Here is a 19,309-nt window from a genome sequence, read left to right on the forward strand (position 1 = left end):
CGGATTACAGATTATGTCTCTCTCGCTTGTTCGGCCTCAGGCCACGGAATTGAAGCCACGCATCGTCGTGTTCGGTGTGGGTGGCGCTGGCGGCAATGCCGTCAACAACATGATCGATGCGGGTCTGGAGGGCGTCGAGTTCGTCGTCGCCAATACCGACGCGCAGCATCTGTCGTTCGCCAAGACCGACCGGCGGATCCAGCTGGGTGAGACCATCACCCAGGGTCTCGGTGCCGGTGCCCACCCCGAGGTCGGCATGAACGCCGCCGAGGAGAGCGCCGACGAGATCCACGCGCACCTGGAAGGCGCGCACATGATCTTCATCACCGCCGGCATGGGCGGCGGCACCGGCACGGGTGCTGCGCCGATCATCGCCAAATGCGCGCGCGATCGCGGCATCCTGACCGTCGGCGTCGTGACCAAGCCCTTCACCTTCGAGGGCCGTCACCGCATGCGTCTGGCCGATGCGGGCATCGCCGAGCTGCAACGCTACGTCGACACCCTGATCGTCATTCCGAACCAGAACCTGTTCCGCGTCGCCAATGAGCGCACGACCTTCGCCGATGCCTTCGGCATGGCCGACCAGGTGCTGCACTCGGGCGTGCGCTCGATCACAGACCTGATGATCCTGCCCGGCCTGATCAACCTCGACTTCGCCGACGTCCGCGCCGTCATGTCCGAGATGGGCAAGGCGATGATGGGCACCGGAGAGGCTTCGGGCGACGACCGCGCCCTGATGGCGGCCCAGAACGCCATCGCCAACCCGCTTCTGGACGAGACCTCGCTGAAGGGTGCCAAGGCCGTTCTGGTCAACATCACCGGCGGTCTGGACATGACCCTGCTGGAAGTCGACGAAGCCGCCAACGCCATCTCGGCCGAGGTGGACGGCGATGCCAACATCATCTTCGGTGCGGCCTTCGATCCGGCCCTGGACGGCAAGATCCGCGTGTCGGTCGTCGCGACCGGCATGGATGAGGTCGTCCTGCAGAAGATCGAATCGACCCCGATGTCGACCTTCCACGACACGCGCCGCCCGACACCGGGTCCGTTCGCAAGCCGGTCGGAGCCGGTGCGTGCGCCCGAGCCCGTTCGCGCCTCCGAGCCTGTCCGGAACGAGGCCCCGCGCATCGATCACCTGCGGGCCGAGCCGGCCGCAGAAATGCCGACCTTCGCGCCGCCCCCCGCGGCTCCGACCATGGCCGCCATGGCTGCCGCCGCAGCGGCCCGCCAGGCCCAGTCCGAGCCGGTGATCCATGTCGCCGAGGAGCGTACGCTCGAGCCGATCATCGATCCGTGGGTCGAACAGTTCGAAGCCGACCGCGGCCGCGCACCGTCCGTGGGCCAGGGCGACCTCTACATGGAACGCGCTGCTCCTGCGGCCCGCGAACCGGAACCCATGTACGACGACCAGGGCTACGACGACCGCGATCATCGCAAGTCGGGCTGGAGCCTGTTCGGCCGCAAGCCCCGGGCCCAGTCCAACTACGCCGCGCCGCCCATGTCGCGCACAGCGCCGCAGATGCGTCCCACCTCTTCGGCACAGGTCGCGCCGGAGCCCGACACACAGGGGGCCGGTCAGGATGATCTGGAGATCCCCTCTTTTTTGCGCCGCCTCGCGAACTAGGAGAGCGGGATTAGGGCCGGAGTCCTGAGGATCCGGCTCTCGGTCTGCCGCCCCTGGGTCGCAGTTTTGAGTTTGAGAGGGGCGATCCATCGGGTCGCCCCTTTTCAATTGTGAGCGGTGCCTTCGTCTCTGAACCGGGCAGCGGCTCGTTGTCCCGGGGACCGAAACAATCCGAAACGGGAGTTTCGTTTCGCACTTGCGAGACGTCCGTTAAGCATCAACGTACCGCCTTTCCGCATTTCTGCGGACTGGCCCAACAACAGCCGGGTGACCCTTGCCGCCACGTCACGACCATCGCCAGCGGACGATCGTCGCACCTGCGATCTGCGCGGGCGTGGGCGTTCATACCGGTCAGCGCGTGCGTCTGGCGATCCGCCCGGCCGGCGAGGGTACGGGCATCGTGTTCGTGCGCACCGACATCACCGACCGTGACAACCGGATCGTCGTCTCCGGCGAGGCCGTGGTCGACGCCCGTCTGAACACCATGATCGAGAATGCCGCCGGCGTGCGCCTGTCGACGATCGAGCATCTGATGGCGGCCTTCTGCGCCCTGGGCATTTCCAATGTCGTGGTCGAGGTGGACGGGCCCGAATTGCCGATCCTCGACGGCTCGGCCCTGCCTTTCGTGCAACTGCTGGACCGGGCCGGTTTCCGGCGCCAGGCCACGCCCGTTCGCTACATCGAGATCCTCGAGCCCATCCATGTGACCGACGGCGACAAGCACGCCGCCCTGTATCCCTGCGATCGCTACGAGATGCGCTTCGAGATCGACTTCGCCTCGGCCGTCATCGGCAACCAGGTCGTCGATTTCGTCGTGGATGAAGAGACCTTCCGCGCCGACATCATGGCTGCCCGGACCTTTGGCTTCGCCCATGAGGTCGAGGCCCTGCGTCAGGCGGGTCTGGCGCGCGGTGGCTCGCTCGAGAATGCGGTCGTCATCGACGGTGACGACATCCTGAACCCCGGCGGGCTGCGGATGGAACGCGAGTTCGTGCGGCACAAGGCGCTGGACGCCATCGGTGACCTGTACGTCCTCGGCGCACCGCTGCTGGGCCGCTACGAAGGCTACAAGGCCGGTCACGCCGTGAACAACGCCCTCGTCCGCGCCATGCTGGCGGCGCCCCATGCCTGGCGCGAGGTCGTCCGCGAACCCGAACTGGCCATGGCCGGCTGATCAGCCGCCGGGCGGTCCCTTCGACGGATCGAAATTCGCGGCGACCGGATCGATCTGGATGTTGGCCCCATGCGCCAGCCTCAGGCCGTCCGGCGTTCGTCGGAACACCAGCGTCATCCGGTCATCCGTCGCGGGAATGACCGCCCCGTCCGGCGCCGTGAACGCCCCCACGGACCATCGCACGACGGCCAGAACCACGTCCGGTCCGACCGGTCGCAGGCTTTCGATCCCGCGCAGGGTAAACGGCACGCCCTTGAACATGGTGCCCAGATAGACGTCATGGGCCGCCACGACCGCCGGCTTGCCGCGCCAGTGCATGCCGACGATGTTGACCCATTCGAGGTCGTCCGTCGCCATCCGGTACATCCGTCCGCCGTCCCCGGCTGCCCAGCCGGCGGCGTAATCCTCGAGCCATCCCGCAATGGCGGTCCGGTCGTCTGGGGCGAGGGAAGTCTGGCCGAGGGCGGGAACAGCGGTCATCAGCGGGGCTCCGGCAGCAAGGGTCATCAGGGTTCGGCGGTTCATCAGGTCCTCCAGGGTTCGTCGCGACGATGCCGCGGGGAGGGCCGGGCGCGCTAGGAAGGATCGGACATCGGCTGGCCCTCCGGGATCAGGCTGGACGGGGGCAACCCGGTAAAGGCATGGGCGTCGCGCAGCAGATGGGCCTGGTCGAAATAGCCATGGCGATGCGCCAGGTCGGTCCAGCTCAGCGAAGGGTCCTTGCGGCGTGCCTCCAGCACGGCATCGAACCGCACCGTGCGAGCATAGAGTTTGGGACTGAGCCCGACCTGTTCGATGAAGCGACGCTGAAGCTGGCGGGGGGACAGGCCGACCCGGGCGGCCATCTCGGCCACCCCCGGTGCCCCGCCCGCACGCCGGATCAGCCGCGCCAGACGGTCCACCGGTTCGATCGGCCTGGCCCAGGCCAGCCGGTGCGCGATCCAGTCGTCGGCGATCCGCACCCGCGCGTCGAAATCCGCGCCCTTGCGCACCCGGGCGACGAGGTCGTCGAGGGGTTTCAGACCCAGGTCCCCGGTTCCCACGCCCTGATCGACGATCTGGTCCATGCCGAGGCCGAACAGCCGGTGAAAGCCGGTGGGCTGGAACCCGATATGAAAGGTGGCGGCCGGGCCCTTCATCCATAGTCGCGTGCTCTGGCGGGACGAGGCTCCGACGAGGACGGCGTCAGGCACCGTCGCAAAGGCACCGCCATCGATACTGGCCTGATAGGGCGTGCCCAGATAGATCTCGAGGAACTGGGCCGGGCGCCCGTGCAGGGACAGCAGGACACCCGCTCCGTTGCCCTGGTCGATCCGTTCGCGATAGCCGCGCACGACGGCCGTGATGCCCGGCGAGGGCCGCTGCGCCCGCTGCACGATCATCGTCCTGCTGCCCCATGACCCCGTGGTCGGTCCATGCCGCCCCCCGCAGCTCAGCCGTCGTCGATGCCCAGCCTATCACGCCGCGTAGCCTATTTCAGGCTGATCGCGCTCATCAGGCGGCCGAAATCCGGCTCGCCGCGCTGGAAGGCCCGGCGGTTTGAGAAGAACCGGGCTTCGTCGGCACAGGTGTCGTCGCCGGTCCACGCGGTCTCTCCGACCCCCGCCTGTTCCAGCCGCCACAGGACAAAGCCGGGCAGGTCGAACTGACGCCTGTCCGCGCTGGCCCCGGGAGCGAAGAACCGGGCGCTGCCGGGATCGTGGTGCTCGAACCGGTCCAGGAAGTCGGCCCCGACCTCATAGGACGCCGGCGCGATACAGGGGCCGACGACGGCCACCATGCGGCGCGGCCGGGCCCCCAGAGCCTCCATGGCCGTGACCGCGCTGTGGACCACGCCGCCCAAGGCGCCCTTCCAGCCCGCATGGACGGCTGCGACGACCCCCGCCTCGGCATCGGCCAGCAGGACCGGTGCGCAGTCCGCCGTCAGCACACCGCAGATGACGCCCGGCACCCGGGTGACCACGGCATCGCCCTCGGGCCGTTCCCCCTGCCAGGGGCCTTCGGCCACGCGCGTGATGGCGGAATGGATCTGGTAGGCGGTGGCCAGGTCGTCGGGCAGGCCGCCCATGTGCGCGGCAATGCGGCGGCGGTTCTCGCGCACGGCCTCCGGGTCATCGGACGAGCCGATCCCGGTATTCAGGCCGGCATACAGGCCCTGCGACACGCCGCCCTCGCGCGTGAAGAAGCCGTGGCGGACCCCGGCCCGGTCCAGCAGGGGGTGGGTGACCGGCGCGATCATCGCTCGAACCCCGGGACCGACAGGCTGCGGGGCGAGAAGATCGCGGCGGCCTTGAACAGGGTCCCCATCTGGGTGTCTCCGATCAGCCGCTCCAGCTGCCGGGCGATGACCGGCGCGGCCTCGGGTCGGCCCGACATCAGCCGCTGCGCGCGCGTCTCGATCCCCAGGGCCCGCAACAGGTCGCCCTGGCCCCGACAGCCCGTGACATCGGCACCGGCCTGCAGGGCGGCTTCCAGCACGGCCGGGAAGTCGGCCCACTGGGTCAGGTCGGCCCGGCCCGGGTCGGCCAGGGGATCGACCTTCTGGTGACGCTTCAGGGCCTGAAGGGTGTCGCCGGGCCCCGCCCGGTCACGGCCATAGTCGATCAGCAGCGCCGCGCCCGAGGCCGCACCGACCAGCCGTCCCAGGTCGCGCCCGAACGCCGCCTGCTGGTCGGCGATCTCGACCACCTGTCCGGGTTCGACCTCGAAGGCCGGACGGGTGAACCCGCCGGTGATGCCGACCAGTCCGAAGATCAGGCCGTCGCCATCATCCACGCCGATCCGCCGCTCGGCCCAGCCATCGTCCGTCTTCACGAACTGGCGCGCCGGCAGGCAGTCCAGCACCTCATTGGCGATCAGGATGACGGGGGCGTCTGTCTCGATCGCCTCCAGCGACCGGACCCAGCGCGGGGCGACATCGGCATCGGCCAGCCGCCGCTCCTGCACCGTCCGCAGCGGCCCGCTGGGCTCGATCAGCACCAGATCGCAGGCCTCGAGGAAGCCCGGCATGACCCGCGCCGCGCGCAGGGCGTCGTCCATCAGGGTCCCGTCGCCGGGCCCGACCTCGACCAGCCGGAACCGCTCGGGGGCCCCCAGGCGGGTCCAGGTCTCGACCGCCCACAGGCCGATCAGTTCGCCGAACATCTGGCTGACCAGCGGTGCCGTGATGAAATCGCCACCCTCGCCGAGCGCCGGTCGCGTGGCGTAATAGCCGTCCTGCGGGTCGTGCAGGCAGCGTGTCACATAGTCCGCGACCGTCATCGGTCCCGTGAGGACGATCTCGCGGGCGATGCGGCTCTTCAGCGTCACGCTGGCCGGGCCCCGGCCTCCGGCTCGGCCGGAGCGGCGACCACCGGCGTCTTGAGCGCCCGGACGATCAGCCACAGGCCGACCAGCACCATCGGGATCGACAGATACATCCCCATCGTCAGGCCCAGCGGCAGACTTTCCAGTCCGGCATCCGGCTGTCGGGTGTTCTCCAGCAGGGCCCGTGCCGTGCCATAGCCGGCGAGGAACAGCCCCATGATGAAGCCCGGCCGCTTCAGCATGCGGAATTTCCATATGGCGAGGGTCAGCACCAGGAACAGGGCCAGACCCTCCAGCCCCGCCTCGTACAACTGGCTGGGGTGACGCGGGATGTCGCCGGCGGGGCAGAATCCATAGGTCGACAGGATCCGGTCGTTGCAGAAGCGGATCGCCCACGGGACGTCGGTCGCACGGCCCCAGAGCTCGCCATTGATGAAATTGGCCATCCGCCCGAAGAACAGGCCGATCGGCACGACCGGCGCGATCAGGTCACCGAGGCTGAGCAGGTTCAGCCGATGTTTCAGCCCATAGATGGTCAGGCCGATCACGACGCCCAGGAAACCGCCATGGAAGGACATCCCGCCGGTCCAGAGCTGGAACAGCTCCAGCCGCTCGCCCCAGCCATTGCCGGTGAACAGCTGGCCATAGAGGTCGGGCCGATAGAACAGCGCATAGCCCAGGCGTCCGCCCAGAATGATGCCGACGGTGACCCAGAGGACCAGGTCGTCCAGCTGCAGCGCCGTGACCGGGGGGCGGCGGGGGCTCCACACCGACTCCTGCTTGATCAGCCGGGCGGCGTACCACCAGCCCAGCACGATCCCCAGCACATAGGCCAGGGCGTACCAGCGCAGCGGCAGGGGACCGATGTTGAAGATGACCGGGTCGAACTCGGGGAAGATCACGCGCGCGTCGCTCCGGTGGCTGCAGGCCTGCCCTTTAGCAAGGACGATGCCGGGCGTCGCCCCTGCACCGGCGCAAAGCCGTCATTTTGACGCACGAAGCGGCTTAGACGACACCGTGTAAAGGTTTCGTTCACCGTATCGCGTAACCTTCGTTTAACCAGCTTTGAGTCGGAGACCGACATGCAGACCCGCAACCCGATCATGGACGAGTTCGCCAAATTGACGACCGGGGCCATGGGCCTGGCCCAGGCGGCCGGCGAGGAAGCCAAGGCGGCGCTCCGGGCCCAGACCGACCGCGTCGCTGCGGAGATGGATCTGGTCCGTCGCGACGAATTCGATGCCCTGAAGGCCGAGGTCGCCGCCCTGCGGGACCAGCTGACGGTCCTGAATGCGGCCTTTGCGGCCACGAAGTCCCCGAAAAAGGGAACGTCCACAGGTGGAACTCCCGCCGGGGACGCAGCCGGTTGAGCCGAATCTGCGAACACGCCTACCGTCCCGATCTGGGGCATGAGTCGCGCCCGAAGAGAGCCTGTTGATGGACGCTGCCGAACCGCATGAAGTCGACGTGCCCTACGATCCCCTGGATGTCGTCGAGCACGTTCTGAATGCCGAGAACCTGCCCTTCGACCGTACGGACGATGGCGACCTCGCCTTCGCCCTGGCGGGCGACTGGAAGGACTACGAGCTGTGGTTCGCCTGGCGGCCCGAGGGCGACTGCCTTCAGCTGTGCTGTGCACTGGACCTGAGGGCCTCGCGGGCCCGCCGGGGTGCGGCCTATGAACTGGTCTCGATGGTCAACCAGCGCACCTGGATGGGCCATTTCGAGGTCTGGTCCGAGGATGGCGAGATCGTCTTCCGCCACTCCCTGGCCCTGCCGCATGGCGAGCGTCCGACCCTGGCCCAGGCGGCGTCGATGATCGACGCGGCTGTCGAGGCGGCGGATCGCTACTATCCGGCCTTCGACTTCATGATCCGCGGGTCCAAGAAGCCTCAGGACGCGATCGACGCCTGTCTGTTCGACACCGTCGGCACGGCCTGATCCTTCGGTTCCGCCAGCGCGGGGAACGGACATCATGCGCCAAGGGCCCGTTGTCCTGCTGGGGTGCGGCCGACTGGGATCGGCCATGGTCGAAGGCTGGCTCCTGACCGGGTCGGTCGATCCAGCCGAGCTGATCATCCTGACGCCCTCGACCAAGCCCGCGGCCGAACGCGCACGTGTGCTCGGTGCCCGGATCAATCCCCCGGCTGACGAACTGGCCGGTGCCCGTTGCCTGGTGCTGGCCGTGAAACCGGCGATGTGGCGGGCGGCTTCGGAGCCGGTCGTGGGCGCGCTGGCAAAGGATACAGCAATCGTATCGGTCATGGCCGGGGTCCGCGCCGGGGATCTTTCGGCGGGCTTTCAGGGTCGACCGATCGCTCGCGTCATGCCGACCACGGCTGTGGCCTGGGGGCAGGGGGTGGCTGCCATCCATGCCGAGGACCCGCAGGCCCGGACCCTGGCGCATGGCCTGTTCCAGCCCCTGGCCGATATCGTCGATCTGGACGACGAGGACCTGATGGACGCAGCGACCGCCGTAGCAGGCTCAGGCCCGGCCTATCTGCATGCCTTCACCCAGGCCCTGGCAAAGGCGGCGCAGGACGTCGGCCTGCCGCCCGAGACGGCGCTGACGCTCGCGCGCGGCGCGGCAAGGTCGGCCGCCGCCTCGGCCCGGGGCGAAGGGACGCTGGAATCACTGATCGGACAGGTGGCCTCGCCCGGCGGCACGACGGAGGCAGGGCTGAAGGCCCTGAATGCCGGGGGACAGCTGGATCGCGCCGTCGCCGACGCCGTCAGGGCCGCCCTGAACCGCGCGCGCGACCTCAGCGCGTGACGTAGCGACCCGCCGCCAGGTTCCGGGCCAGCCGGTCATAGGCGCGCTCGGCGTCATGCCAGGTCGAATAGCCGAAGACGTCGGCGATGCTGGTCGAGTAGCGATCGAATTTCACCGGCAAGGTCTGGCCCTGCGCGGTGATGACCTCGCCCTCGATCGTCGCCCCGCCGATGGAGAGGCTGTCGATCAGCGACAGGCCCGGCCGGTCGATGGCTTGCTGGAACGTGGGGCGATTGGGCTTGAGGTCCGTCAGCACCAGATTGATGGTCGCACCCTGCAGCGCTCCGCGGCTGGCGAGGGTCTGCTGGACGGTCTCGGTCAGTTCGGCGACCTGAAGGGCGACCTCGCGCTGGCCGAGCTTTTCAGACTCTTCCTGAAGGTCTTCGCCCAGGGTGACGTTGACGGTCGGGGCCCCGGTTGGCTGGGCCCCGGTCGGCTGGGCGATGGCGATCGAGCCAAGGGCCAGCGAGGCGGCGAGCGGGGCGATGAAGGCGAAGCGGCGCATGGTGAAATCTCCGATGTCCCTGTCGAACAGGAATATGCGCCTTCTCCAGCGCTTTCGCCAGTGTCAGCCGGGCAGCCGGACGATGGCCTTCAGCCCGCCCAGATCGCTGCGGTCCAGGGTGATGTCGCCGCCATGTCCGCGCACCACGTCCCGCGCGATGGCCATGCCCAGGCCGACGCCCTTGCGGTTCTGGTTCCGGCTTTCGTCCAGCCGCGAAAAGGGCAGGAAGGCCTCGTCATGCATCGCCTCGGGGATGCCGGGGCCGTCATCCTCGATGGTGATCTCGATCCCGCCCGAGGTCAGGGGCCGGGCGGACAGCCGGACATGCTCGCCATGGGCCGCAGCATTGCCGGACAGGTTCATCAGGGCCCGCCGGATCGCCATCGGCCGCAGGGATGCGGTCAGTCCGGGCGGCGCGATGACCTCGACCTCTGCGCCCGCGCGTCGCCCGTCCTCGCCCACGGCAATCAGCAGGGGGGCGATCTCGATCGACTGGGGCGCCTCGCCCGCCTCGCCCTTCGCGAAGGCGAGGTATTCGTCGATCATGTGCTCCATCTCGTCGAGGTCGCCCTGCATGGCCGAGGCGCGCTTGAACTTGGGCGCCAGGGCCAGTTCGAGGCGCAGCCGGGTCAGCGGCGTCCTCAGGTCATGGCTGACCGAGGCCAGAAGCGCCGTCCGCTGTTCGATGTGGCGCTGGATCCGGTCGCGCATGGCGAGGAAGGCGGTTGCCGCCTGACGCACCTCGCGGGCTCCGTGCGGCTTGAAGCGCGGGGACAGCTCCCCGCGCCCGAACGCCTCGGCCGCCTCGGCCAGCCGCTCGATGGCGCGGACCTGGTTGCGGATGAACAGGATCGCAACCGACATCAGCAGGACCGTGGCCAGCATCAGCCACAGCACGAAGATATGGGCCTGGGTCGCCACGGCCCGCTCACGCGGGGCGATGACCCTCAGGACGCCGCCGGGCTGCTGCACCTGGATGTCGACATAGGCGGGATAGCGGGTCGTCGAGAACCAGAAGGGCTGGTCCAGCCGGCCCGCCAGCGCGGCCTCCAGCGTCCGGTCCACCACACCGACCGGACCGCGCTCCTGTTCCGCGGGCAGGGTGTAGCCGGGGCGGAAGGCGATCGACAGCTGGACCGACCGTTCGGCCCGGTCGGCGATCACGGCCAGGTTCTGCTCTGAGGGATCGTCCTGATAGGTCTCCACCGCCCAGGCGACGTCGCCGGCCAGTCCCTCGGACAGCCGCGCCGTCACCGTCTGCCAGTGCATGTCGAAGAAGGCCCAGGTCACCGCCCCCTGCATGACCATGACCGGGATGACGATGATCAGCAGCGACCGACCCCACAGCGAGGTCGGCAGCCGCCGCTTCAGCAACCGCCCCAGCACCGAAAGCGGAACCAGCCTCACATTATCCTCCCCGCGCCGCGGGGAGGGGAACCCTCCGCGGGAGGGTGGAGGGGCAAGGGCTGGCTTATCCTCCCCGCGCAGCGGGGAGGGGGACCATCCGAAGGATGGTGGAGGGGCCAGGGCAGGCGGGGTGTAGAGTTGCCCCCTCCACCACGCTGCGCGCGGTCCCCCATCAGTCCGGGGCCAGCATGTATCCGATGCCGCGCACGGTCTGCAGGTACCGTGGGTTCTTCGGATCGGCCTCCAGCTTGCGGCGCAGGCGCGTGACCTGGACATCGACGGCCCGGCCCGTGATGTCGGCGGTGTCCGATGACAGGTCCATCCGCTCGACCGGGGCATGGGCATGCAGGGCCAGCGTCTTCAAAAGCTGGGCCTCGGCCTCGGTCAGTCGCAGCGGCGCGCCGTCCCGGGTCAGCTCCAGCCGTTCCATGTCGAACATGGCGGTGCCCAGCCGGATCTCGCGCGGGGTCAATGGCTTGCCGCCCGTGCGACGCAGGATGGCCTCGATGCGCAGGACCAGCTCGCGCGGGTCGAACGGCTTGGTCATATAGTCGTCGGCCCCGCGCGACAGGCCCTCGACGCGGTCGTCGGCCTCGCCCCGTGCGGTCAGCAGCAGCACTGGCGTGCGCGACAGCACCGCCTTGTTGCGGACCCAGCTGGTCAGCTCCAGCCCGCTCTCGCCCGGCATCATGATGTCCAGCACGACCAGGTCGAACTCGATCAGCTCCATCAGCCGGCGCGCGGCCGCGGCGTGGGCGGCCCCGGTCACGCGATAGCCTTCGCGCGCCAGATATTCCTTCAGCAGCTCGCGAATGCGGTCGTCATCATCGACGATCAGCAGGTGGCGACCCGATCCCTGACCGGCCACGGGGCCTGAACGACTGCCGCTCACGCGCGTTTTCCCGACGGGATGTCGCGAATCATCGTGCATCCAGCGTTGACCTGAGCGTCTGGCGAAGGTCTAACCGGGCGACTTATCCGGGAGATGTTATCCAATGGCCTTCGTTCCTTTCGACGATCGTGACGGCTGGATCTGGATGGACGGCGATTTCGTGCCCTGGCGGGAAGCGAAAACGCACGTTCTGACCCATGCTCTGCACTATGGCTCGTCGGTGTTCGAGGGTGAGCGTATGTATGCCGGCGAAATCTTCAAGCTGACCGAACATTCGCAGCGGCTGGAACGCTCCGCCAACCTGCTGGACTTCGATCTGCCCTATAGCGTGGCCGAGATCGATCAGGCCTGCAAGGACACCTGCGCCAAGATGGGCTTCGACGATTGCTACATCCGCCCCTTGGCCTATCGCGGGCCCGAGGCGCTGGCGGTGTCGGCGATCAACAACAAGACCCACGTGGCCATCGCCGTCTGGGACTGGCCCAGCTATTTCGATGCCGAAACGAAGGCAAAGGGCATCCGTCTGGAGTGGGCCAAATGGCGTCGCCCCGACCCGATGACCGCCCCGTCGGCCGCCAAGGCGGCGGGTCTGTACATGATCTGCACCATGTCCAAGACGGCCGCCGAGAAGCGCGGCTTTGCCGATGCCATGATGCTGGACTGGCGCGGCTATGTCGCCGAGGCGACCGGGGCCAATGTCTTCTTCGTCCAGGACGGCGTGATCCACACCCCGCCGGTCGATGCGATCCTGGACGGTATCACCCGCCAGACCCTGATCGCCATGGCCCAGGCCAAGGGCATCGAGGTGGTCATCCGCCACATCCGCCCCGAGGAACTGGCCACCTTCTCGGAATGCTTCCTGACCGGCACAGCCGCCGAGGTGACCCCGGTGTCCGAGATCGGCGAATACACGTTCAAGCCTGCGGCCCTGTCTCTGGGCCTGATGGAAGACTACGGCCGGCTGGTGCGACGTCAGGCCTGAGGCCTGACGTCTGGATCAACGCCTTCTAGTCAACCGTACGGGTGCTCGATGTGGTCGTGACGGTACCGTCGGCCGCCGTGGTCGTCGTTGTGGTCTTGGTGGTCGTCCTTTGCCGTCCCCACAAGGTGCAGTCGACACTGGTCTGTCCATCCGGCTGAGCGCGGCTCTGGCAGCGCGTGTTCTCTGACAGATTAACGGCCAGGGCGTCTGCCCTTCGGTCGATCGCATCGACCGTCGAGGCACACCCGATCGGGCCTAACAGGACGGCTGCGCCGATAAGGGCGGCCCGGACGAAACGCGGCATGATTGCGACCCCTTACATTTATAGCGCGATCGTGCCCCGGCTGCGGCAACCGGGCAAGAGCGTTTTCTGAACGATTTGTGGTCTTGGCCGCTTGGGTCATACGCTGAACGCCCTACATACCGTTCAGCTTCCATCGTCCTCAGGAGAACCCGATATGGCCTTCACCCTTCCGCCGCTGCCCTATGCCTATGACGCGCTGGAGCCCGCGATCGACAAGGAGACGATGACGATCCACCACGGCAAGCATCATCAGGCCTATGTCGACAAGCTGAACGACGCCGTGGCCGCCGATGCGTCGCTGGCCGACCATTCGATCGAGGACCTGCTGGCCGGCATCTCGAAACTGCCCAAGGCCGTCCGCAACAACGGCGGTGGCCACTGGAATCACAGCCTGTTCTGGGAGCTTCTGGCCCCGGCCGGTCAGGGCGGTGAGCCTTCGGCAGAGCTGGCCGCCGCGATCGACGCGGATCTGGGCGGAATGGAAAAATTCCAGGCCGACTTCAACGCCGCCGGTGCCGCCCAGTTCGGTTCGGGCTGGGCCTGGCTGATCGTTCAGGACGGCAAGCTGAAGGTCACCTCGACCCCCAACCAGGACAATCCCCTGATGGACGTCGCCGACGAACAGGGTGCCGTGGTTCTGGGCGCCGACGTCTGGGAACACGCCTACTACCTGAAATACCAGAACCGTCGCCCGGACTACCTCAAGGCCTTCTGGGGCATCGTGAACTGGAACAAGGCCAACGAACTCTACGCCGCAGCCAAGGGCTGATCACCGGCCCCTCCACCGCATCTTGTCCTCCCCGTCGCGACGCGACGCGGAGGGGGACCGCGCGCAGCGGGGTGGAGGGGCTGGTTCAGCAACTCAACAGTTCCGTGGCGCGGCACCGGCCCCTCCACCGCTTCGCGGTCCCCCTCCCCACGCCGTGGGGAGGAAATCGCCTCCCGATCCCCAGCACCAGAGAGATGTCATGAGAGTTGTGAATACGGCGGCTGTCGCTGCCCTGCTGATGGCCCTCGCGGCCTGTAACCCCGCCGCCGAGACCACCGATGCCGCCGCGACCGAGACCGCAGCCGTCGTGGCCAGCCCGGATGTCCATGCCTTCAAGATCGGCACCATGGACGCCTTTGCCCTGCGCGACGGCAGCCTGGCGGTCCCCAATGACAACAAGACCCTGGCGATCGGCGAAAGCGCGGCCGATACCAATGCCCTGCTGACGGCTGCCGGCCTGCCGACCGACACCCTGGCCCTTAGCATCCAGCCTCTGCTGGTCAGGAACGGTGACGCCGTCCTGCTGTTCGACACCGGCGCGGCCGGGGGCATGGGCACCGAAGGCAAGCTGATGGGCTCGCTGACCGCTGCCGGCGTCCAGCCGGATCAGGTCACCGACATCTTCATCTCCCACCTGCATGGCGATCACATCGGCGGTCTGGTCACCAGCGCGGGAGCCCTGGCCTTCCCCAACGCCACCATCCGTCTGTCCAACGAGGAATGGGCGGCGATGAAGGCGGACGCGACCCTGGCCGCCCTGGTGACGGCAATCACGCCCAAGGTTCAGGCCTTCGCCGCCGGTTCCGAGATCGTGCCGGGCGTCGCCTCGGTCGATATCGACGGCCATACGCCCGGCCACTCCGGCTACCGCATCGGCACGGGCGCCGACAGCCTGACCTATTTCGGCGACACCATGCACCACCAGGTCATCTCGGTGCAGCGCCCCGACTGGACCATCCAGTTCGACGGCGACGAGGCCACCGCCGAAGCCAGCCGCAAGGCCCTGCTGGAGCGCGCGGCGTCAGAGAACCTGCATCTGTACGGCGTGCATTTCCCGTTCCCCGGTCTGGGCCGCATCCGCAAGGACGGCGAGACCTTCGTCTGGGTGCCGGACGCACCCGCGACCTGAGATCGTTATAAGGAGGCGCGGTCGCTCAGGGCCGCGTCTCCACGTCCGTCTGCTGAAGCAGACGATCCAGGGTCAGCAAGGGCGTCCCCGCGGCCCTGGCCTGCGCATAGTGGAAGCAGTCGAAATTGCTGAGGGCGCGTTTGCCCACACCATGCGTCTGGGCGACGGCGACCGCGTGCGCCAGGACGGTCCTTGGATCGAGATGTTCACGCAGGACGATGCCGTTCGTCTCGAGCCAGCTGACAATGACGCCTTCTGCTTCGGTGTAGGAACAGTTGAGCTGATCGGGTCGCGCCATGATGATCACGGCCTCCCAGGCGGCCAGTGAAGAGGTGAACGGGGCCGCCGCTGCAGTCAGGGCGGACTGATAGGCCTCGGCCGTGTCCTCTCGCGCCATGATCGAAATGATGGCGCATGCGTCGACGAACATCAGTGGTCTTCACCCGTCAGGTCGTGATCGAGGTCATGATAGGCGCTCTGCGGCACGGGTTGACGACCTGGCGGGAAAGACAGCCCGCGTTCCTCAAGAATACGCTTCGCAGATTCCATGGGGCTTTCCCGGCGCGTCTCGGCCTTCATGGCCGTTTCCAGCGCGGTCTCGACAGCGTCCGTGATCGTCACCCCCCGCAGCGCGGCCAGTTGCCGCGCAAGCTGGTTGGCTCTCGGACTACGGATGCTTAGCGTGCTCATGGCGGACGCTCCCTTCAGTCATACACTATCACGCCGATGTATGACTCCCAAGGCCGCGATTGACTCATGCGCCCCATCCCGTCATAAGCCGCGCCTTCACGTCACCGACCCTGTCGGCGGCGCGTTGACACTACGGACGATGCGTGGACCGCCGTTGAGATCGCATTCCCAGTTGCGGGGATGCCGGGCCGCATCAAGTTGAAGAGAACTCTATGTCCAAGCGCCACAGCGCCAAATACAAGATCGACCGTGCCATGGGTGAAAACCTGTGGGGTCGCGCCAAGTCCCCCGTCAACAAGCGTTCCTACGGTCCCGGCCAGCACGGCCAGCGCCGCAAGAACAAGGTCTCGGACTTCGGTCTGCAACTGAAGGCCAAGCAGAAGCTCAAGGGCTACTACGGCAACCTGACGGAAAAGCAGTTCCGCAAGACCTATGACGAGGCTGCCCGTCGCAAGGGCAACACCTCCGAGAACCTGATCGGCCTGCTGGAAGCCCGTCTGGACGCGATCGTCTACCGCGCCAAATTCGTCCCGACCGTCTGGGCCGCCCGCCAGTTCGTCAACCACGGCCACGTCACGGTCAACGGCAAGAAGGTGAACATCGCCTCCTACCGCGTGAAGCCGGATGACGTCATCGAGGTCAAGGAAAAGTCCCGCAACATGGCTCTGGTCCTCGAGGCCCAGCAGTCCGGCGAGCGCGACATCCCTGACTACATCGAACTGGGCGACCGCGGCTTCTCGGTCCGCTACGTCCGTCAGCCCGAACTGGCCGATGTGCCGTTCGCGGTGAAGATGGAGCCCAACCTGGTCGTCGAATACTACGCGTCCTGATCGACCCTCGATCACGGACAGGACAAGGCCCCGGAGCAATCCGGGGCCTTTTTCTTTGGCGGGTCGACAGGCGGATTACGAACGTTTCACTTGCCCGCTGACGTAAAGGACGCTTTCCATTGCCCTGACAGGCAGGAGGGACGGACATGGATCGCAGGCAACTCATGGCGGGCACGGTGGCCATGGCGGTCGCGCCGGCTGTATCGCGGGCGCAGGCCCCGGCGACGGCCCCGGCCTGGGTCAAGCTGCCGACCGAGCCCTATCGCGGCAAACAGGACGACGTCGTCTTCGTCGATGCCATGACCGGCTGGTACGGCAACGGGCTGGGGCGGCTGTTCCGGACCACCGACGGCGGCCAGACCTGGACGAAACAGCTGGATCGCCCCGGGACCTTCGTGCGGGCCCTGGGCTTCGTCGATGCGCAGCTCGGCTTCCTCGGCAATATCGGGCCCGACTATTTCCCCGGCGTCACCGACACCACCCCCCTGTACCGCACGCGGGATGGCGGCGCGTCCTGGGAGCCGATCACCATCGCGGGCCCGGCGGTGACGGGCATCTGTGCCATCGACATCCACAAGGCGGCCTTCATCAATGCGGGGGTTCTGGATCACAGGATCACGGTGCGGGCCGGGGGTCGCGTCGGCGGCCCGGCCCTGCTGGCGACCTCGCGCGACGGGGGCGAAACCTGGACATCCGAGGACCTGTCCGCCCTGACGGCGATGATCCTGGACATTCATTTCGTCGACGAGCGCATCGGCTTCATCGCCGGGGCGACGGACACCAGTGTGGAACAGTCGCGGGCCGTGATCCTGCGGACGGCGGATGGCGGTCGCAGCTGGTCGCGGGTCTACGAGGGGCAGAGGCCGTTCGAACTGACCTGGAAGATGAGCTTCCCGACCGAGGCGACCGGCTATGTCACGGTCCAGAGCTACAATCCCGACCCCACGGTCAGCCAGCGGGTGTTTGCAAAGACCACCGACGGCGGTCTGACCTGGGCGGAAATGCCTCTGGTCGACAATGCGGCCGCCCGGGCCTTCGGGGTCGGCTTTGTCGACGAACAGCACGGCTGGATCGGTGCCATGCCACACGGCTTCGAGACCCGCGACGGCGGCGCGACCTGGACCCCGGCCACCATGGGGCTGGCCGTCAACAAGGTGCGGGTGGTGCCGACGGCGACGGGCAAGGCCGTGTTCGCCATCGGCGTCGAACTGCACCGGCTGGATCTGGAGTCCTAAGGACAGCCGCGGCCTTCAGCGGCCCCGTCTGACAGCGGTCAGGCGCGATCGCAGCGCGGGTCGCCGGGGCAGGTCGGCAGGTCGCCCCCGCTGTCTGGCGGAGATATCACCGGAGGCGGTGGCGGCGGTGGTGGGGGCGGCACGGCGTCTCGGGACGAAGCGAACAGCTGACACCCCGCCATGGGAGCGGTCAGCAGCGCCACCACCAGAAGCCGGGTCAGCCTCAGCCTCCGAACCCTAGAATCCCGACCGGTCATCCCGATGCCCTCCGCGCCACGATCTGGCAGGGCAGGGTCACCCCGCCTTGGTCAGGCGTCAACAACATTGTTCTTCCGGCCTACCGGCCACATTTCAGGAAGGCATAGCCCTGATCCTGAAGCCGTGCGGCGAGCCAGGGCCGGCGGGGGCCGGGCCCGGGTGACGTCAGATCCAGCACACAGGTCGCGACCTTCTCTCCGTCCGAGTGCAGCTGATAGCGAAACCGGATGGTCAGGGTCTGCACCCGGTCCAGGGCACCGGCGGCGCTGGCGAGGTCGACAAAGGCGTCGCAGGCTCCCTCCACGGCGCAGTTACCCTTCTCAAGAACGAAACCGATGTACTCGGACCGTGATGTGCCGCCCGGCACATCCAGCGTCCGTCGCGGCTCCTCGATGGCCAGGAACCGGTTGTTCCGGACGCACCGCGACGTCACAGGGCAGTCCGCCGCCTGCCGTTCGGCGGTTTCGCTGAACACGGGGGTGACCAGGGTCTGGTACTCGAACACGGGATCGATGGCGGCCGGGGTGTCGATCTCCATCGTGATACGGGTCACCACGTCGCCGTAGTTCGCGCTGGCCGAGTTCACCAGGGCCGTATCGACGCCCGCCGTCAGGACCGCACCCTTTCCGGCGTCGCGATAGAAGAACACGCTGTCAGGCGGCACCGCCGTCACCACCGACCCCCGGACCGCGAACCAGGCCGAGCTCGACAGGCTGAGCAGGGAGACCAGCAGGGCCGCCAGTGCGACGATGGCCTCGGATGTGAAGGTGATCGGCGGATGGGGCGTCTTTTCCTTCGTCACCCGCCGGATCGGTGTCTTCGGAACGCGTGTCACAGCCGCCAATCCCCCAACGACTGCCCGTCGCCGAACGGAAGTCTGCCAGCAAAATGAGGCGTTTGCGAATTGGACCCGGCCGCTGCCGACGTCGAGGCGATCCCGCCATGACCATGGCCTACCGACGCGAGAAACCGCCCGGCGCGGCGTTCATTCTTGGGTTGCGTTCAGCGCCGCTCGAACGTCGGCAGCATGGTCGCCGGGATGCGCTGGGGTCTGAGCGTCCTGACGTCGACCAGGCACCATTCCGACACGCCCTGGGCGCACAGGCGGCCCTCGCCGTCCTCGATGCGGACATAGCGGTTGAAGCGCGGGCCGGCCGGATCCCCGACCCAGGTGCGGGCGACCACGCCCTGCGCATCCGGGCCGATGCCGCGCAGGTAGTCGATCTCGTGACGCAGGGCGACCCAGGACCAGCGGGCGCGGGTTTCGGTATCGAACCGGGCATTCCAGTGCGCCATGCCGACGTCCTGAAGCCAGCCGACATAGACCACATTGTTGACGTGGCCGTTGGCGTCGATGTGCTCGGGCCGGATGTCGAGGGGCACCACGAAGACCTCGCGGTCCTCGCGCGGGGTCAGGGGCGTGCGGGCCAA

The 19,309-nt window shown here is 67.7% G+C and carries 23 protein-coding genes; 10 read left to right on the forward strand and 13 right to left on the reverse strand.

Annotated elements, in window-relative coordinates:
• The first annotated feature begins 13 nt into the window (after positions 1–13).
• Complete coding sequence (ftsZ, locus tag GGR13_RS11935) at positions 14–1,624, forward strand: cell division protein FtsZ (protein ID WP_183213777.1); 1,611 nt, start codon at positions 14–16, stop codon at positions 1,622–1,624.
• Positions 1,625–1,898: 274 nt separating this feature from the next.
• Complete coding sequence (gene lpxC, locus GGR13_RS11940; RefSeq protein ID WP_183213778.1) at positions 1,899–2,798, forward strand: UDP-3-O-acyl-N-acetylglucosamine deacetylase; 900 nt, start codon at positions 1,899–1,901, stop codon at positions 2,796–2,798.
• On the opposite strand, the gene GGR13_RS11945 is transcribed toward lpxC, so the two are convergent.
• From GGR13_RS11945 to lgt, 5 genes are all read right to left on the reverse strand, one after another.
• On the reverse strand, positions 2,799–3,323 hold the full coding sequence (locus GGR13_RS11945; RefSeq protein ID WP_183213779.1) for an SgcJ/EcaC family oxidoreductase: 525 nt from the start codon (positions 3,321–3,323) through the stop codon (positions 2,799–2,801). It abuts the gene before it with no gap.
• 50 nt (positions 3,324–3,373) lie between these two features.
• Positions 3,374–4,174, reverse strand: coding sequence for a helix-turn-helix domain-containing protein (locus tag GGR13_RS16860; protein WP_183213780.1), 801 nt, complete (start codon positions 4,172–4,174; stop codon positions 3,374–3,376).
• Between the two features lie 95 nt (positions 4,175–4,269).
• On the reverse strand, positions 4,270–5,037 hold the full coding sequence (gene pgeF / locus GGR13_RS11955; RefSeq protein ID WP_183213781.1) for a peptidoglycan editing factor PgeF: 768 nt from the start codon (positions 5,035–5,037) through the stop codon (positions 4,270–4,272).
• Positions 5,034–6,107 (reverse strand): class I SAM-dependent methyltransferase, encoded by a 1,074-nt coding sequence (locus GGR13_RS11960; RefSeq protein ID WP_343060380.1) that lies wholly within the window; start codon positions 6,105–6,107, stop codon positions 5,034–5,036. Before GGR13_RS11960 ends, pgeF begins: the two co-directional genes overlap by 4 nt.
• On the reverse strand, positions 6,104–7,006 hold the full coding sequence (lgt, locus tag GGR13_RS11965; protein WP_183213782.1) for a prolipoprotein diacylglyceryl transferase: 903 nt from the start codon (positions 7,004–7,006) through the stop codon (positions 6,104–6,106). Before lgt ends, GGR13_RS11960 begins: the two co-directional genes overlap by 4 nt.
• A 180-nt stretch (positions 7,007–7,186) precedes the next feature.
• Here lgt and GGR13_RS11970 point away from each other — a divergent pair, with 180 nt between their 5' ends.
• The 3 genes from GGR13_RS11970 (at position 7,187) to GGR13_RS11980 (ending at position 8,877) form a co-directional block, all read left to right on the forward strand.
• On the forward strand, positions 7,187–7,474 hold the full coding sequence (locus GGR13_RS11970) for an accessory factor UbiK family protein (RefSeq protein ID WP_183213783.1): 288 nt from the start codon (positions 7,187–7,189) through the stop codon (positions 7,472–7,474).
• A gap of 67 nt (positions 7,475–7,541) precedes the next feature.
• The gene (locus GGR13_RS11975) at positions 7,542–8,045 is read left to right on the forward strand and encodes a type III secretion system chaperone family protein (protein WP_183213784.1); all 504 of its coding nucleotides are present in this window, start codon (positions 7,542–7,544) and stop codon (positions 8,043–8,045) included.
• A 34-nt stretch (positions 8,046–8,079) separates the two neighbouring features.
• The gene (locus GGR13_RS11980; protein ID WP_221230655.1) at positions 8,080–8,877 is read left to right on the forward strand and encodes a pyrroline-5-carboxylate reductase family protein; all 798 of its coding nucleotides are present in this window, start codon (positions 8,080–8,082) and stop codon (positions 8,875–8,877) included.
• On the opposite strand, the gene GGR13_RS11985 is transcribed toward GGR13_RS11980, so the two are convergent.
• The 3 genes from GGR13_RS11985 to GGR13_RS11995 all read right to left on the reverse strand — a co-directional run bounded on the left by GGR13_RS11985 (position 8,867) and on the right by GGR13_RS11995 (position 11,720).
• On the reverse strand, positions 8,867–9,382 hold the full coding sequence (locus GGR13_RS11985) for a hypothetical protein (protein ID WP_183213785.1): 516 nt from the start codon (positions 9,380–9,382) through the stop codon (positions 8,867–8,869). The two genes, GGR13_RS11980 and GGR13_RS11985, sit on opposite strands and share 11 nt — an antisense overlap.
• 63 nt (positions 9,383–9,445) lie before the next feature.
• Positions 9,446–10,789 (reverse strand): ATP-binding protein, encoded by a 1,344-nt coding sequence (locus tag GGR13_RS11990; protein ID WP_183213786.1) that lies wholly within the window; start codon positions 10,787–10,789, stop codon positions 9,446–9,448.
• A gap of 172 nt (positions 10,790–10,961) precedes the next feature.
• Positions 10,962–11,720, reverse strand: a complete 759-nt coding sequence (locus GGR13_RS11995; RefSeq protein ID WP_183213787.1) for a response regulator — start codon at positions 11,718–11,720, stop codon at positions 10,962–10,964.
• 64 nt (positions 11,721–11,784) lie between these two features.
• Here GGR13_RS11995 and GGR13_RS12000 point away from each other — a divergent pair, with 64 nt between their 5' ends.
• Positions 11,785–12,663, forward strand: a complete 879-nt coding sequence (locus tag GGR13_RS12000; RefSeq protein ID WP_183213788.1) for a branched-chain amino acid aminotransferase — start codon at positions 11,785–11,787, stop codon at positions 12,661–12,663.
• 25 nt (positions 12,664–12,688) lie between these two features.
• Here the strand turns inward: GGR13_RS12000 and GGR13_RS12005 are convergent, their stop codons facing one another.
• Positions 12,689–12,967, reverse strand: coding sequence for a hypothetical protein (locus GGR13_RS12005; protein WP_183213789.1), 279 nt, complete (start codon positions 12,965–12,967; stop codon positions 12,689–12,691).
• 154 nt (positions 12,968–13,121) lie between these two features.
• Here GGR13_RS12005 and GGR13_RS12010 point away from each other — a divergent pair, with 154 nt between their 5' ends.
• Both GGR13_RS12010 and GGR13_RS12015 read left to right on the forward strand, forming a co-directional pair.
• Complete coding sequence (locus tag GGR13_RS12010) at positions 13,122–13,736, forward strand: superoxide dismutase (RefSeq protein WP_183213790.1); 615 nt, start codon at positions 13,122–13,124, stop codon at positions 13,734–13,736.
• Between the two features lie 199 nt (positions 13,737–13,935).
• Entirely contained in the window at positions 13,936–14,865 is a 930-nt protein-coding gene (locus GGR13_RS12015; protein WP_183213791.1) for an MBL fold metallo-hydrolase, read from the forward strand.
• 25 nt (positions 14,866–14,890) lie between these two features.
• On the opposite strand, the gene GGR13_RS12020 is transcribed toward GGR13_RS12015, so the two are convergent.
• Together GGR13_RS12020 and GGR13_RS12025 are read right to left on the reverse strand one after the other, a co-directional pair.
• Positions 14,891–15,295, reverse strand: coding sequence for a type II toxin-antitoxin system VapC family toxin (locus GGR13_RS12020; protein WP_183213792.1), 405 nt, complete (start codon positions 15,293–15,295; stop codon positions 14,891–14,893).
• Positions 15,295–15,555, reverse strand: a complete 261-nt coding sequence (locus tag GGR13_RS12025; RefSeq protein ID WP_183213793.1) for a type II toxin-antitoxin system VapB family antitoxin — start codon at positions 15,553–15,555, stop codon at positions 15,295–15,297. The genes GGR13_RS12020 and GGR13_RS12025 overlap by 1 nt, the downstream gene beginning before the upstream one ends.
• A gap of 212 nt (positions 15,556–15,767) precedes the next feature.
• On the opposite strand from GGR13_RS12025, the gene rpsD reads away from it, so the two are divergent.
• Both rpsD and GGR13_RS12035 read left to right on the forward strand, forming a co-directional pair.
• Complete coding sequence (rpsD, locus tag GGR13_RS12030) at positions 15,768–16,385, forward strand: 30S ribosomal protein S4 (RefSeq protein WP_183213794.1); 618 nt, start codon at positions 15,768–15,770, stop codon at positions 16,383–16,385.
• Between the two features lie 146 nt (positions 16,386–16,531).
• Entirely contained in the window at positions 16,532–17,620 is a 1,089-nt protein-coding gene (locus GGR13_RS12035; RefSeq protein WP_183213795.1) for a WD40/YVTN/BNR-like repeat-containing protein, read from the forward strand.
• 337 nt (positions 17,621–17,957) lie between these two features.
• On the opposite strand, the gene GGR13_RS12040 is transcribed toward GGR13_RS12035, so the two are convergent.
• Both GGR13_RS12040 and GGR13_RS12045 read right to left on the reverse strand, forming a co-directional pair.
• Entirely contained in the window at positions 17,958–18,713 is a 756-nt protein-coding gene (locus GGR13_RS12040) for a hypothetical protein (protein ID WP_183213796.1), read from the reverse strand.
• 167 nt (positions 18,714–18,880) lie between these two features.
• Entirely contained in the window at positions 18,881–19,309 is a 429-nt protein-coding gene (locus GGR13_RS12045; protein WP_183213797.1) for an acyl-CoA thioesterase, read from the reverse strand.

The organism is Brevundimonas variabilis, assembly GCF_014199945.1.
GTDB lineage: Bacteria > Pseudomonadota > Alphaproteobacteria > Caulobacterales > Caulobacteraceae > Brevundimonas > Brevundimonas variabilis.

Excerpts from the sequence above, each read along its gene's own strand:
- ftsZ (WP_183213777.1), top strand. The coding sequence starts at position 14 with ATGTCTCTCTCGCTTGTTCGGCCTCAGGCCACGGAATTGAAGCCACGC.
- GGR13_RS11945 (WP_183213779.1), bottom strand. The coding sequence starts at position 3,323 with ATGAACCGCCGAACCCTGATGACCCTTGCTGCCGGAGCCCCGCTGATG.
- pgeF (WP_183213781.1), bottom strand. The coding sequence starts at position 5,037 with ATGATCGCGCCGGTCACCCACCCCCTGCTGGACCGGGCCGGGGTCCGC.
- GGR13_RS11970 (WP_183213783.1), top strand. The coding sequence starts at position 7,187 with ATGCAGACCCGCAACCCGATCATGGACGAGTTCGCCAAATTGACGACC.
- GGR13_RS11975 (WP_183213784.1), top strand. The coding sequence starts at position 7,542 with ATGGACGCTGCCGAACCGCATGAAGTCGACGTGCCCTACGATCCCCTG.
- GGR13_RS11980 (WP_221230655.1), top strand. The coding sequence starts at position 8,080 with ATGCGCCAAGGGCCCGTTGTCCTGCTGGGGTGCGGCCGACTGGGATCG.
- GGR13_RS11985 (WP_183213785.1), bottom strand. The coding sequence starts at position 9,382 with ATGCGCCGCTTCGCCTTCATCGCCCCGCTCGCCGCCTCGCTGGCCCTT.
- GGR13_RS11995 (WP_183213787.1), bottom strand. The coding sequence starts at position 11,720 with ATGCACGATGATTCGCGACATCCCGTCGGGAAAACGCGCGTGAGCGGC.
- GGR13_RS12000 (WP_183213788.1), top strand. The coding sequence starts at position 11,785 with ATGGCCTTCGTTCCTTTCGACGATCGTGACGGCTGGATCTGGATGGAC.
- GGR13_RS12005 (WP_183213789.1), bottom strand. The coding sequence starts at position 12,967 with ATGCCGCGTTTCGTCCGGGCCGCCCTTATCGGCGCAGCCGTCCTGTTA.
- GGR13_RS12010 (WP_183213790.1), top strand. The coding sequence starts at position 13,122 with ATGGCCTTCACCCTTCCGCCGCTGCCCTATGCCTATGACGCGCTGGAG.
- GGR13_RS12015 (WP_183213791.1), top strand. The coding sequence starts at position 13,936 with ATGAGAGTTGTGAATACGGCGGCTGTCGCTGCCCTGCTGATGGCCCTC.
- GGR13_RS12020 (WP_183213792.1), bottom strand. The coding sequence starts at position 15,295 with ATGTTCGTCGACGCATGCGCCATCATTTCGATCATGGCGCGAGAGGAC.
- GGR13_RS12025 (WP_183213793.1), bottom strand. The coding sequence starts at position 15,555 with ATGAGCACGCTAAGCATCCGTAGTCCGAGAGCCAACCAGCTTGCGCGG.
- rpsD (WP_183213794.1), top strand. The coding sequence starts at position 15,768 with ATGTCCAAGCGCCACAGCGCCAAATACAAGATCGACCGTGCCATGGGT.
- GGR13_RS12035 (WP_183213795.1), top strand. The coding sequence starts at position 16,532 with ATGGATCGCAGGCAACTCATGGCGGGCACGGTGGCCATGGCGGTCGCG.